We start from the raw sequence: 14,324 nt of genomic DNA, 5'->3' as shown, positions 1-14,324 counted from the left end.
AACTAAGTTAAAATAATATCCTTGTAATCTTCAAAAAATTCTTCAAACTGAATCATTTTTTCGTTTAAGAATACCATGGTTTCTTGCCAAGTGTTTTTATTGTGAATACTTACATTTTCTTTTTTTACATATATTCTAGAGATTTCTTTTTGATTCTCTAGAATATAAGACTCATCAAAAATGGCATCCGGTAAAAAATCGGTGATTAATATGGATTGCAAACCGCTTAGTTTCTCCCAAAGTTCTAATTGCTTCGCTACATCGGTATGCTCTATATCTAAGGCAACAAGCGTTATTTTTTTATCAAAATAAAACTTAAAAGCCAAGTTTTTTATTTTAGTATCGTACAAGGTCCATTTTCTTGGAAACGATTTTCCAAAAGAAATCCAGAATTCTTCGCGTAATTTTTTAGATTCGGACTGGCTAAACATACTACATAAAATAGGCTAAAAGAATTCCGACAATAATTACCAATAATTTCCTGAGGTTAAACTTATGTCCTTCAGAGCTTTCAAATAAAATTATGGTAGAAATATGTAATAATACTCCAATTACCAAGGCTGTTATTTCTACATGAAATGTTTGTATAAACGCGATATTGGCCGACAATAAACTACCTAAGGGTGTCATTGCAGAAAATAGAACTATAAAAAAAATGGCTTGTGCTAGTTTTACCTTGGAGTTTAATAGAAATATACTCAAGATTATGGCAATTGGAATTTTGTGTATTAGAATTCCATATACAATATTGTGGTGCGTTTCTAAAGGCAAACCTTCCAATAAAGAGTGTATGGATAAACTTAAAAAAAGCATCCACGGGAAATTAGAATTTTCAGTATTGATATGAACATGCCCGTGTTCCGCTCCTTTAGAAAAGAACTCTAAGAATATCTGTAATAAGATTCCTAACATGATAAAAACACCAACCGTTTTAGGGTCTCCATCTCCATAAACTTCAGGGAATAGTTCAAAAACAGTAATAGCCAGTAAAAACGCACCACTAAAAGCCAGTAGTAATTTAAAAGTTTCCTTGTTTTTTGGTTTTGTAACTAAAACAAAAATAAAGCTTAGCAATACCCCAAGAATGGGTAAAATATAAATCATACAGCTATTGGTATTATACTATTTTGGTGTCTAAATTCGATAAGGGCATAAAATTAATGTATTTTTGCCTATTCTTTAATATACCTATGAATAATTATAAAATGATAGCCAAAACCTTATTTGGTTTTGAGGAAATTTTGGCAAAGGAATTGCGCAATTTGGGAGCTGTAAATGTCACAGAAGGTGTGCGTTGTGTCTTTTTTGAAGGCGACAAAGGTTTTATGTACAAAGCAAACTTGTGTTTGCGTACGGCAATTAAAATAATTAAGCCAATTCATTCTTTTAAAGTATATAATGAAAACGATTTGTATCGGAAAATTTATGCAATGGATTGGGGGGAATACCTAACAACAGAAACAACCTTTGCTATAGATACAACAATAAAATCGGAGATGTTTACGCATTCACTCTATGTGTCACAAAAGGTGAAGGATGCCATTGTAGATAAATTTAGAGATACAGAAGGGGAACGACCCAATGTAGATGTAAAATTTCCTGATGTTCGATTTAATATCCATATACATGACGAGACCTGTAATGTAGCTTTAGATACTTCTGGACGTTCTTTGCACCAAAGAGGATATAGAACAGCAACAAATATTGCCCCTATTAACGAGGTACTTGCAGCAGGATGCTTGTTGCTAAGCGGTTGGGACGGGCAAAGTGATTTTATGGACCCTATGTGTGGGAGTGGAACTTTTTTAACAGAAGCCGCCATGATTGCCTGTAATATTCCAGCGAATATAAATCGTAAAGAATTCGCTTTTGAAAAGTGGATGGATTTTGATGAGGATCTTTTTGAAAAAATTGTAGATAGTAGTTTAAGTAAAACTAGGGAGTTTAACTTTAAAATAACCGGATATGATAAGGCGCCTTCAGCTGTTCGTAAATCGATTGACAATGTTGAAAACGCAAATTTAACAGAGTATATTACGGTAGAACGTAAAAACTTTTTTGAAACCGAAAAGGAAATAGATGGGCATTTGCAAATGGTTTTTAACCCGCCATATGGAGAGCGTTTAAATATTGAAATGGAAGAGTTTTACGCCCAAATAGGGGATACCCTAAAGAAAAACTACCCGGGAACAGATGCGTGGTTTATCACCTCTAACTTAGAAGCATTAAAATATGTTGGTTTGCGTCCTTCAAGAAAAATAAAAGTATTTAACAGTCACCTAGAATCCCGATTGGTTAAATATGTAATGTACGAAGGCAGTAAAAAGGCAAAGTTTAATAAAGACTAGTTTTGTCTAAAGTCAAATTTAAAAAGAGTTAATCAACGAACAACAAGCAATGTTTTTGTGGATATGTTTTTCGTTGATTTGTATCTGTGGGTTTCAGCCTTTCTATTTTCAACCAACAACTAATTTACAGCCTTCTTTTTTTCTACTTCCTTTTTCTTCTTTTTGGCTTTTTTGTAAAGCGGTATTAGATAACTAAGGGAGTAATTGTAACCCGTGCCAAATTTACTGCCTTCTGTGGTTTTGTTAAACCCAGGAATCCAAATATTGGCAAATTCTGCATCGCGTTTATTACTAACCAAAAAGCCCAATCGAACACTTGCACCTAAATAAAGATTCTTAAATAACTCAACCTTTGTACCCAGTACAAACTCTAACCAAGAAGCATTTAATCCAGAGAATTCTTTTAAATTAGTTGCGCCTTCAACAAAATCATCTGGAGACCAATACCTATCTGCATCATATATTTGGTAGTTGTTAATTGTGTGGTTAAATGAACTATACCCATATCTTCCACCAATAAAAATGGTGTTGTTCATTCCGTACCAGTTTTCATACATATTGATGTCGGCTCCAATTTTAAGATAGCTTCCCGAAGTTGTAAAATTGAAATAATCTTCTTGACGTGTATTGTTCTCGTTCCCTAATTCAGCTGCTAAATATAAATTATGAGTGATCCTATAATCGCCTGTAATTTCAAAACCACTATAGTCACTGCTGTAAAAGTTTTTTGCCAACCTACTAATATCCACACCAACTCGTATGCCATAAGGTTCTTGGTAGGCAACCGAATCTTTTTTGTTTAGGTCAATGGTCTTGCTTTGGGCCAAAGCTAGTACAGAAGCAAAAAGAAAGAAAATACTAATGGTATATTTTAACATGGGTAACGGCTTGATTTTCAACTAAGGTTTCTGCTATTTCTATATTTTTAATCCAGTTCTCTGCATCGGTTTCTAAGGTAGTTGATAAAGCATCAAAATGCATTACAAATCCACAAGCCCTTGATACATACACTTCTTTATTCGTGTAATTAAAGGCAATCATATCCGTATTTCCAGTTTCTACCCCATTAGCATCATCAGCTGAATTTACTATAAAATGATAGGTAGTTACTGTTTCATCTACTCGCAAGGGTAGGGTAATGGATTGGAGGTCTGAACGATCTGCAATAGTACTAACCGTTACATTTTTACCTTCTCCAACAATTCTTAGTTTGGAGACTGTTTTGGTAGTCTCCTCAGCGGCATCAAATTCGAAAAACTCCAGAACCAAAAGTGGTGTTTCTCCGTCAACACAAATATCATCCTTCTCGCATGATGATGTAATAATTGAAACTAGAATGAATAGTAGTATCCCTGTTTTCTTTACAAACATAGTTGCTTTAGTTTTATGAGCAATTATTGTGCTCTCTTTGTCAAAAGTACAACATTTTCTACGTGATGTGTTTGCGGAAACATATCTACAGCTTGTAGCTTCGTAATCTCATAGATTTCTTTCATCATTTCTAAATCCCGCGCTTGTGTGGCACTGTTACAACTAACATACACCACTTTATGAGGTGCAATATTTAAAATTTGAGCAACAACATCTTTATGCATCCCATCTCGTGGTGGATCCGTAATAATAACATCTGGCACCCCATTGGTAGAAATGAAGTCAGCATTAAATATTTTTTTCATATCGCCAGCATAAAACACTGTATTATCAATATTATTATGCTTAGAATTTGCTTTGGCGTCTTCAATGGCTTCTGGAATTGCCTCTATACCAACAACTTTTTTAGCTTTTTTGGCGATAAATTGAGCAATGGTACCTGTACCTGTATATAGATCATAAACCAATTCATCCCCTTTTAATTCCGCAAAATCTCGTGTAATTTTATACAACTCATACGCTTGCTCGGAGTTGGTTTGATAAAAAGATTTGGCATTTATTTTAAACTGAAGCCCTTCCATTTCTTCAAAGATATGATCACGTCCTGCAAAACACTCTATGTCTTGATCGTAAATAGTATCGTTTTGTTTCTGATTTATAACATATAAAAGCGATGTTATTTCAGGGAAAGTTTGCGCCAAATGGTTTAATAAAAGTTCCCTTTTTTCTTTATGGTTGTCAAAAAATTGTAGCAGTACCATAATCTCCCCAGTACTACTGGTACGGATCATTAGCGTTCGCAATTCGCCAGTATGGTGTCTTGGATTAAAGAAGCTTAAATTGTTTTCGATGGCAAATTCTTTCGTAGCCAATCGTATTGCATTTGATGGATCTGCCTGCAGGTGACATTTTTTAATATCTAATATTTTATCCCACATGCCAGGTATATGAAAGCCCAAGGCATTTTTGTCTAGGATTTCTTCGTTAGATTTTACTTCGTCTAGCGTAAGCCACCTACTATCAGAAAAAGAAAACTCCATTTTATTACGGTAAAAATATTGTTTTTTAGAACCTAAAATTGGGGTTATAGTAGGGAGGTCTAAGTGACCAATTCTTTTGAGGTTGTTTTCAACTTCTTTCTGCTTGTAAAACAACTGATGCTCGTACCCCATATGTTGCCATTTGCAACCACCACAAACTCCAAAATGTTCGCAGACTGGCTCCGTTCTTTTGTTAGATAGTGTATGGTAGTTAATAGCAGTACCTTCAAAATACGCTTTTCTCTTTTTTGTGGTTTGCACATCAACAACATCACCAGGAACCGCGTTGTTTAGAAAAATTACACGTCCGTCTGGGGCCTTGCCTATAGTTTTTCCTTTTGCACCAGCATCTACCACTTCTACATTTTCAAAAACTACTCTTTTTGTTTTTTTTCGCATAGCGCAAAAATAGTAGAATTATTTGGTATCCAAATACCTCATTATTGTTAAATTAGCAATAAAGTTAAACTGCCTTGCTTTTAAAGGTTTATGTGGGAATTAAAAATCAATAAATGAAAAAAATTTTTCTTGTTATCGCTGTACTTTTTGTCTTTTCTGGATATGCACAAAAACGAAAGAGTACGGGGGGTAAAACAAAAAAAATGAATGTACTTTTTATCATTGCAGATGATTTAACTGCGACTGCTATTTCATCCTACGAGAACCAACAGTGTAGCACTCCTAATATTGATCAGTTGGCAGCAGAAGGAACTACATATTCCCGGACGTATACACAGTACCCTGTTTGCGGGCCATCGCGAGCGTCTTTAATGTTTGGGTATTACCCCAATGCCACACAAACCTATGGTTATGTTAGTGGAAGAGAAAATGTTGGCCCAGATCGCAAATCGCTATCACAAGTTTTTAAGGACAATGGGTATTATACAGCTCGTGTGAGTAAAATATACCATATGGGTGTTCCTATAGATATAGAAACCGGCTCTAATGGCAAAGATGATGCTGCTTCTTGGACCGAAAGATATAATAGTCAAGGGCCCGAATGGCAGGCAGAAGGAGAGGCGGAATTGGTGCAGAACAATCCCTACGGCGATAAGCCGCGAAAAGGAGGTAATGTAATGACCATAGTAAAAGGCGAGGGAGGAGATTTAGCACATTCTGATGGGAAAACAGCAGTAAAAGCATCCGAATTAATTAAAAAACACAAGGATAAACCCTTCTTTATGGCAGTTGGTTTTGTGAGACCGCATGTACCCTTTGTTGCTCCAATAGAATATTTTGAACCCTATCCGCATCAGCAAATGATATTGCCACCAAAAGTAGAAAACGATTGGGATGATATTCCAGCACGAGGTATTAATTATGTGACTAGTGTAAACGGACAAATGTCTGAAGAACAAGAGAAAAAAGCAGTCGCAGCCTATTATGCATCCGTTTCTTATATGGATGCGCAAGTAGGTAAGGTGTTAAAAACATTGAAAGAAGAAGGCCTAGAAGACAATACCATCGTAGTATTTACATCTGATCATGGGTTTCATTTGGGAGAACATCGTTTTTGGATGAAAGTGAGTTTGCATGAAGAATCGGTGCGTGTACCTATGATAATTAAAGTCCCAGGTAAAAAAGCGGCAGTTTGCAATTCCTTTACAGAGTTATTAGATCTGTATCCAACATTGACGGAATTAGCCGGCTTAAAAGCAACTGAAAATATTCAAGGTAAAAGTTTGGTAAAAACCCTGGATGATCCTAATTCTAAAGTAAGAGATATGGCTTTTTCTGTATCTCAAGGGGGAAAATCTTTTTTACTTCGGAACGATCAATGGGCTTATATACAGTACAACGAAGATGCAAGTGCTGGTATAGAGTTGTTTGATATGCAAAATGATGTGAAGCAATATAATAATTTGGCTGAAAATCCTAGATATGCATCCGTAGTACGAGATATGAAGGAAAAACTTAAACGCAAATTAGTAGAAGTGAGGACTAACGATTTAGGAATTGAATACAATAAATAAGGGGGATGAAAAACATACAATTCGTATTTTTAGTACTAAGCTTTTGTTGTTTTGGACAAGAAAGGACGAGTGCGGTAGCCCAGTCTTTTATTGCTAAAAACTTAGAGTTTAAAGGTGTTGCTTTGCAAGATGATGGATATACCATTTGGGGTTGTGCACCAGTACAGAGTGAAGATGGTAAAACACATATTTACGCAGCGCGTTGGCCAGAAAAAAATGTAAATCCTGCTTGGCGTAAATCATCCGAAATAGCACATTATGTTGCAGATAGCCCGGAAGGCCCCTTCGTTTTTTCTGATGTAGCGATTGCAGGTACCGGTAAAAATACTTGGGATAAATACGGGGCCCACAATCCAGAGATTAAAAAAATAGGGAATAAATATGTTCTCCTATACATCGGTAATTCAGATTACAAACAACCTCCGCATCCAGGGAATCAAAATACGGGAATGGCTATTTCTAAATCTCCCTATGGCCCTTGGAAGAAAGTAGGTAAAGATGGTATGATTCTTAGTGCCAACGATGCTACTAAATGGAATTATGAATCGGCAAACGGGGTGGTTAATCCTGCTTTTTTAAAAGTGAAGAATAAGTTTTACCTATACTTTAAAACAAGATCTAAAAAAGAGGGTTTAAAATACGGGCTAGCAATCTCCAAAAAATTAAAGGGACCTTATGTAATTACAGACAAGCCGGTTACGGCAAACAAAGGGACCTTAGAGGATGGGACCGTTTTTTATTATCAAGACCATATTTATTTGCTTACCACAGACAACCACGGACAAAATACAGGGATAGTTGGTGGGGGAACACTTTGGAAATCGAAAGATGGATTTACTTTTAAGATAGAAGATGCAACCATTGGGTATAATAAGTTAACATCCTATTATAAAGAATATGATGCTGAAAAAGTAGTGAAGATTTATGGGTCAGAACCAAAACTAGAACGCCCTAAAATTTTGATGATTAACGATACACCAGCCTACCTATACGGTCCAAGTGGATGGAATATTTTTGGAGGTGAACGTACCGTTGGACATGTATTTAAAATAAATTTAGAGGAAGAATGAAAAATTTAATAGTGTGTTTAATATTCTTTTTATCTATTAATAGCGGTATTTCGCAAGCCCAGGAAGATCGTTTTAAAGTTTTAACCTATAATATTTGGAATGGTTTTGATTGGGGTAAGGATGTGGATCGAAGAGCGGCATTACAGCAATGGGTTAAAGCCCAAAATTCAGATGTCATTGGGTTGCAAGAATTGTGCGCCTATACACCAGAAAAATTGCAAGAAGATGCTGAGTCCTGGGGGCATAATTATTCGGTATTGCTAAAAACAACAGGGTATTCCGTTGGAATTACGTCGAAATATCCCATAGCATTGAAAGAAAAAATAATTGATGGTATGCATCATGGTGCATTACATTGTAAAATTAAGGATGTCGATTTTCTAGTGATCCATTTACATCCCGGGAGTATTAAACGAAGAAGGGAAGAAGTGAAAATTCTTTCAAATAAACTTCTTGAAATTGAAAAAACAAACCCAAAATTTATTGTTTTGGGAGACTTTAATGCCCATTCTCCCTTTGATGCTGATTTATATGATGTTGATGGGGCATTAATGCAAAGAGCACAAGCGTCTAATCAGGGCAAGGGATTGGATGGAAACATAGAGCATGGTGTTTTTGATTATGCGGTTATGTCTGGTTTTATCTCTTTTCCATTGTATGATGTAACAAGCTTGTTTACAAACGGTATGGGAGAACGAGGTAGTTTCCCTGGGAAAATTTTGGGTACCAAAAGCAAAGAAACAGCTGAGGAGTTGGAAGCAAGGCTAAATAGAATAGATTATATTATGGTTTCTGACGCATTGGTATTAAAATGTACTGGTTCAAGCGTACACAATGGTGCGGAAAATTGGATGTTGTCTGACCATTATCCAGTAAGCGCCTCTTTTTCAAATTAAAAATAATTTTCAAGAATCTTGTTTATTATTTTTAAGACCGAGCAGCAATTTGTAATTTGCGAAAACTTCAAGAATATAGGGTGATTTCTCTCCTTAAGTAGGAATCGTTTAAGTATTATTCAAAAAGAATTAAGTTATGTCAATTATTCAAGGATCAGCGTCAGCAGATGCTATTGCATTGGAGGAGAAATATGGAGCCCATAATTACCACCCGTTACCTGTTGTTTTAAATAGAGGAAAAGGCGTTTTTGTTTGGGATGTAGAAGGAAAAAAATATTACGATTTTTTATCGGCTTATTCGGCAGTAAACCAAGGTCATTGTCATCCAAAAATTGTTGAGGCAATGGTGAATCAGGCACAAACGTTGACCTTAACTTCAAGAGCATTTCATAACGATGTGCTTGGAAAGTTTGAAAAGTACATTACCAATACTTTTGGCTTTGATAAATTTTTACCCATGAATACAGGGGCTGAGGCAGTAGAAACGGCACTTAAAATATGTAGAAAATGGGCGTACGAGAAGAAAGGGATTCAAGAGAATCAGGCGGAAATAATTGTTTGTGAAAATAATTTTCACGGACGAACAACGACCATAATTTCATTCTCCAACGATCCTATAGCTCGTAAAAATTTTGGACCCTATACAGCAGGCTTTATCAAAATTGAATATGACAATCTAAAGGCATTGGAAGATGCAATCATTGCGAATAAAAATGTCGCAGGATTTTTAGTGGAACCAATCCAAGGAGAGGCCGGTGTTTATGTGCCAACTGATGGGTATTTAGCCAAGGCAAAAGAGTTGTGTGAAAAACACAATGTTTTATTTATTGCAGACGAGGTACAAACAGGTATCGCCCGAACCGGTAAAATGTTGGCAGTAGATCATGAAAACGTAAAACCAGACATACTTATTTTAGGAAAAGCATTATCTGGAGGTGCGTATCCTGTTTCTGGTGTTTTAGCAGACAACCCTATAATGGGAGTAATTAAACCAGGTAATCACGGTAGTACTTTTGGAGGGAATCCTGTTGCGGCAGCAGTAGGTATTGCAGCCTTAGAAGTGGTAAAAAATGAAAAGTTAGCTGAAAATTCGCAACTCTTAGGGGAATTGTTCAGAGCAGAACTTACAAAATTCATTACAACGTGCGATTTGGTATCTCTTGTGAGAGGCAAGGGACTATTAAATGCCATTATCATAAACGATACTGAGGACAGCTCTACGGCTTGGGATATTTGTATGGCATTAAAAGAAAATGGTTTGTTAGCCAAGCCCACCCACGGGAACATCATCAGGTTTGCACCGCCATTAGTGATGACAAAAGAACAATTGTTAGATTGTGTGAGTATCATTACTAAAACCTTAGCGGCTTTTGCAAAGAAATAAATAGTACTTTAAAGCACGGCTGTATCTATGATTTTTAAAGTCATTTTGGCCGTGTTTAATTTTGCTTTTATCCCAATAGGAAATGTGAAATTATTGGGGATATGGCCAAATGACATTCCGTAAACAGCCGGAATGTTCAGTGGCTTTAAGCGATCAATAAGCACCTCTTTTAGTGTAAATGACTTTGAGTTAGAGGAATGATTGCAACCAGCACAAACACCAACAACAATCCCAGCAGCTTTTCTAAAAGTTTTTCCTTCTATAAGTTGCGTAAGCATACGGTCTATGCGGTAGGGAGCTTCCTCTACATCTTCAATGCATACAATTTTATTCGTAAAATCTAACTCGTGAGGCGTGCCAATTAGGGCGTTTATAAGAGTAAGACTACCGCCAATAATTACACCTTTAGCCTTGCCAGGAGTAATGATATACCGGTTGTATTCCACATCTTTTATTTGTTCTTCTGAAAGGCTTGCATTCTTTATGAGGAGATTTTTGGTAGGGTGTACAACTACTTGCTTTAATTGAGACATACTGTAGTCATCATCCAATGTAGTACCTACTGGACCGTGAAAACAAACAAGCCCAACTTCTTTATAAAAGGCATTAAGCAGCGTAGTAATATCGCTAAAACCAATAAGCACTTTAGGGTTGTTCTTAATGATTTCATAATCTATCATTTGCATTATACGGGTACAGCCATACCCCCCACGGGCACAAATAATTCCGTCTATCTTGGGGTTGGCAAACATTTCATTTAGATCTTTAGCTCGTTCTTCATCTGTATTACTGAAATAGCCATAGTTTCCTATAATGCGCGCGGTGTGGTAGGGAACAAATCCCATTTTGCGAACGGTCTCTATTGCTTTTTGAAGACTTTCTGCTGATAAGGCATAGCCCGGAGCAATTAAACCAATAGTGTCTCCTTTTTTTAATCGTTTCCCCTTAAGTAGGGTATTTGTTTTTGGGCTAGATATAAAATTAGGAGTAGCGCTATTTGGGATAAGACTCACAACGGTAGCGCTAACGGCTGTGGCAATAAATTTTCTTCTATGTAACATTTAATTCTAGGATTATAAGCGAAGTAAAGGGTTAGGGTTTTACAGCAGTGCCATTAGGCTTGCTTTTTTTTAATTGACGATTTATTTTTTTTATGGCAGATTCAATAGATTTATCGGGTTCAATAATGTTGTATTCTCCCCAGAAATCAGGATCCGAAAACCCAAGGGCTTCATCACCTAGAATAATGGAAGTTTTTAATTTGTCTTTCCTATCTGGAACCGTATGGTTTGTGTTTAGTTCCCAATCGGTAACCGCCATCTCGCAACTCATACTATAAACAGAATTAAATAACCGATCATCCCAATCTATTTTAAATTCTAAAATGGCATTACTGTAGCCATAATACCATTTATTATTCTTCTCTCTGTAATCTACTCTATACGCAACATCTGTAGGCCATACATCTGCTTTTGCAGGTTTTTTACGAACAAACATCCTAGAGGCTCGTTCCCGGTTTGTTATATTCAGGGAGAAAATTGCGCTGGTGAGTATTTTGCTTTCTGCATCAATATACAATTTACCCTGATACATTTGTTCTTCTATATTTTCAGCTTGAATAAAATTGATCACATAAATTAATTTGTTGTTGATTCTTGTAGAATGATCAAACGAAAATACATAATTTTCAATGGCGGCGTCATTAAAAATATATTCCGGATATTTCATAATATCCACAAAGAGGGCATTAAAGGGGCCACCTTGTAGTTTTAAGGCAAGCGTATCCATTTTTGAATAATTGGTGCTTTTTCTAGTTTTGTATAATTGTATCGCGTCTTTACGGAATGAGGAATAGGGTGTTTTATAGATATTTACAACCGCTTCAGACAGGGAAATGTTTTTTCTTCGCTTCTTTATACTTTCCCTATAAAAAGCAGTCATTACCGTGGGGTCTTGAAAATAGTTTTCTCCTTTATTGGCAAAGGTTTCCAAAACTAATGCTTTGGCGTCTTTGGGAGCAGATATATTGATTTCAGAAAGTTCAGTGACAGAAATGGTCAATAGTATTTTATTATGATCCTCCTTTAATTGCTGTAGGGCAAAGGTTCTTGTCTGATAGCCTAGAAACGATACAATAATGTTTCCGTTGCTAATGTCTTTAGGTATCTTTAAAATAAAATTACCTTCTGCATTTGTGATGCTGCTTATGTTGGAATTTTCCAAGGCTAAAGTGGCAAAAACCAAGGGCTTGTTTGAGTCGTTATCCAGTACTTTTCCTTTGTATTGATCATAAGGAGAACTGTTGGTCGTTTCTTGAAAAAATGAAGAAGCACTAGATATTTCAACGCAAAATAGGCAAAGACAAAAAAGGAATAGCCGCAAGGGTAACTGTTGTGGGTATTTTAAGAGTGAAGCTATCATAACAATAGAATTAAGTTAGTATTTTCGGGAAATAAGCGAGCCTCTTAAAGATACGAATTTTTTACTACTTTATGTGTTTTTATGGAATCAGCAGAATGTTGGAATTCATGGCATTTGGTTGTTTTTTGCTAAATCACTGTTAAAAATAAAAAGACGATCCTATTTTAGGAAACTGCTAACTAAAGAATTTTATCTTTGTAAAGATTATAATTGAACTATGAAAATAAAACACATTCCTTATAAAAACACGGGCTATTTTTCTAGTTTGATGTGCGATTATTTAGACCAAAAAAAGGAGTTGAATCCCTTTTATCATAGATTTCCTAATCTGGAAAATTTTAAAGAACAAATTGCAGAAAAAGGGGCTAATTTTACACAGGAGCAACGAAATGTTTTGGTGGCTTCTTTGCATAATCAATATTCCAAAACAACGAGTTCTAACCAAACGAAAGCCAATATTTCCTTATTAAAAGATGCTACTACTTTTACGGTAGTAACGGGGCATCAACTCAACTTATTTACGGGTCCTTTGTATTTTTTATACAAAATTATTTCAACGATTAACCTTACCAATCAATTAAAAAAAGAGTACCCGAAATTTAATTTTGTGCCCGTATATTGGATGGCTACTGAAGATCATGATTTTGAAGAGATAAACTATTTTAATTTTAAAGGAAAAAAAATACAATGGAATAGCAATGCCACAGGAGGTGTTGGAAGATTTGATACGGAAGGATTGCAAGCAGTTTTTGAAGCTTTCTCAAGTGATATTGGGGGAGGAACTATAGCAAACGAACTAAAATCATTATTTGAAGATGCTTATTTAAAACATGCTAATTTAACCGATGCTACTCGCTTTTTGGCGAATTCACTTTTTACCGCCTATGGTTTGGTAATCATAGATGGCGATGATGTTGCGTTAAAAAAAATGCAAGTGCCTTATGTAAAGGATGACTTGTTTCATAATACAGCTTTTAAAAAAGTAGGAGAAACCATTGAAAATCTTTCTGCCGTTTCATCAGAGTATAAAATTCAGGTGAACCCTAGGGAAATAAACTATTTTTATTTGATAGACGGAATTCGGGAACGAATCGTTGCAAAAGACAATTATTTTCATGTACTTAACACAACCATTAGCTTTTCTAAGGTTGAAATTTTAAAGGAGTTGGATGAATTTCCAGAGCGTTTTTCTCCAAATGTTGTAACACGTCCGTTGTTCCAAGAAGTTATTTTGCCTAACCTTTGTTATATTGGTGGGGGTGGAGAATTAGCGTATTGGCTGGAGCTAAAATCATATTTTGAAAGCCAAAAAGTTGCCTTTCCTATGTTGTTACTGCGGAATTCTGCTTTGATTATAGCAGAAAAACAGGCCCACAAATTGGAGAAACTAAATATCTCTATTCAAGATTTATTTTTAAAGCAAAATAGCTTGGTGAATAAAAAAATAAGAGAAATATCAAATATAGATATCGATTTTTCTGAGCAAAAAGAACATCTGGTAGAGCAGTTTAAATCCTTGTATGTTCTTGCGGAACAGACTGATAAGTCTTTTTTAGGAGCTGTAAAGGCACAAGAAGTTAAGCAAATAAAGGGGCTGGAAGCATTGGAAAGTCGATTACTACAAGCTCAAAAACGAAAGCTAAAAGACCAGGTAGTTCGTATGACAGAAATTCAGAACGAATTATTTCCGAACAAATCCCTACAAGAAAGAAACCAAAATTTCTCCGAACATTACCTTGAGTTTGGTTCTAATTTAATTCCTCAATTAATTAAGCATCTTAAACCTTTAGATGACAATTTTCTAATATTAGAATTGTAAAT

Annotated in this window: 13 protein-coding genes; 6 read left to right on the top strand and 7 right to left on the bottom strand. The window is 35.6% G+C overall.

The features are described from left to right. Window positions 1-2: 2 nt before the first annotated feature. A complete protein-coding gene (locus MWU65_RS10350; RefSeq protein WP_247077704.1) occupies window positions 3-431 on the bottom strand; it encodes a DUF4268 domain-containing protein in 429 nt (142 codons plus the stop codon). A gap of 1 nt (window position 432) precedes the next feature. Then, window positions 433-1,104, bottom strand: coding sequence for a ZIP family metal transporter (locus MWU65_RS10345; RefSeq protein WP_247077702.1), 672 nt, complete (start codon window positions 1,102-1,104; stop codon window positions 433-435). Between the two features lie 86 nt (window positions 1,105-1,190). Between MWU65_RS10345 and MWU65_RS10340 the strand changes: the two genes are divergently transcribed. Next, window positions 1,191-2,348 carry a THUMP domain-containing protein gene (locus MWU65_RS10340; protein WP_247077700.1) on the top strand — a complete coding sequence of 386 codons (1,158 nt, stop codon included), beginning with the start codon at window positions 1,191-1,193 and terminating at the stop codon, window positions 2,346-2,348. Window positions 2,349-2,467: 119 nt separating this feature from the next. On the opposite strand, the gene MWU65_RS10335 is transcribed toward MWU65_RS10340, so the two are convergent. The 3 genes from MWU65_RS10335 to rlmD are packed head-to-tail and all read right to left on the bottom strand — an operon-like array spanning window position 2,468 to window position 5,158. Beyond that, window positions 2,468-3,226 (bottom strand): DUF6048 family protein, encoded by a 759-nt coding sequence (locus MWU65_RS10335; RefSeq protein WP_247077699.1) that lies wholly within the window; start codon window positions 3,224-3,226, stop codon window positions 2,468-2,470. Next, a complete protein-coding gene (locus MWU65_RS10330; RefSeq protein WP_247077697.1) occupies window positions 3,207-3,719 on the bottom strand; it encodes a DUF6452 family protein in 513 nt (170 codons plus the stop codon). Before MWU65_RS10330 ends, MWU65_RS10335 begins: the two co-directional genes overlap by 20 nt. 23 nt (window positions 3,720-3,742) lie before the next feature. Continuing rightward, on the bottom strand, window positions 3,743-5,158 hold the full coding sequence (rlmD, locus tag MWU65_RS10325) for a 23S rRNA (uracil(1939)-C(5))-methyltransferase RlmD (RefSeq protein WP_247077696.1): 1,416 nt from the start codon (window positions 5,156-5,158) through the stop codon (window positions 3,743-3,745). Between the two features lie 113 nt (window positions 5,159-5,271). Here rlmD and MWU65_RS10320 point away from each other — a divergent pair, with 113 nt between their 5' ends. The 4 genes from MWU65_RS10320 (at window position 5,272) to rocD (ending at window position 10,082) form a co-directional block, all read left to right on the top strand. Then, a complete protein-coding gene (locus MWU65_RS10320) occupies window positions 5,272-6,732 on the top strand; it encodes a sulfatase (protein ID WP_247077693.1) in 1,461 nt (486 codons plus the stop codon). Window positions 6,733-6,737: 5 nt separating this feature from the next. After that, entirely contained in the window at window positions 6,738-7,802 is a 1,065-nt protein-coding gene (locus MWU65_RS10315) for a glycoside hydrolase family protein (RefSeq protein ID WP_247077690.1), read from the top strand. Further along, window positions 7,799-8,698 carry an endonuclease/exonuclease/phosphatase family protein gene (locus MWU65_RS10310; RefSeq protein WP_247077688.1) on the top strand — a complete coding sequence of 300 codons (900 nt, stop codon included), beginning with the start codon at window positions 7,799-7,801 and terminating at the stop codon, window positions 8,696-8,698. The genes MWU65_RS10315 and MWU65_RS10310 overlap by 4 nt, the downstream gene beginning before the upstream one ends. 136 nt (window positions 8,699-8,834) lie before the next feature. Beyond that, window positions 8,835-10,082, top strand: a complete 1,248-nt coding sequence (gene rocD / locus MWU65_RS10305; RefSeq protein WP_247077686.1) for an ornithine--oxo-acid transaminase — start codon at window positions 8,835-8,837, stop codon at window positions 10,080-10,082. Window positions 10,083-10,090: 8 nt separating this feature from the next. Here the strand turns inward: rocD and MWU65_RS10300 are convergent, their stop codons facing one another. Together MWU65_RS10300 and MWU65_RS10295 are read right to left on the bottom strand one after the other, a co-directional pair. Next, window positions 10,091-11,143 (bottom strand): LD-carboxypeptidase, encoded by a 1,053-nt coding sequence (locus MWU65_RS10300; RefSeq protein WP_247077683.1) that lies wholly within the window; start codon window positions 11,141-11,143, stop codon window positions 10,091-10,093. Window positions 11,144-11,174: 31 nt separating this feature from the next. Next, on the bottom strand, window positions 11,175-12,503 hold the full coding sequence (locus MWU65_RS10295; protein ID WP_247077681.1) for a carboxypeptidase-like regulatory domain-containing protein: 1,329 nt from the start codon (window positions 12,501-12,503) through the stop codon (window positions 11,175-11,177). Between the two features lie 217 nt (window positions 12,504-12,720). Between MWU65_RS10295 and bshC the strand changes: the two genes are divergently transcribed. Then, on the top strand, window positions 12,721-14,322 hold the full coding sequence (gene bshC / locus MWU65_RS10290; protein ID WP_247077678.1) for a bacillithiol biosynthesis cysteine-adding enzyme BshC: 1,602 nt from the start codon (window positions 12,721-12,723) through the stop codon (window positions 14,320-14,322). Window positions 14,323-14,324 lie beyond the last annotated feature (2 nt).

Origin of the sequence: Cellulophaga sp. F20128 (assembly GCF_023015805.1) — a bacterium.
In the GTDB taxonomy this organism is placed as follows: Bacteria; Bacteroidota; Bacteroidia; order Flavobacteriales; family Flavobacteriaceae; genus Cellulophaga.
The sequence above is the reverse complement of the archived record's forward strand: the minus strand, read 5'-3'. Positions and strand labels throughout refer to the sequence as shown.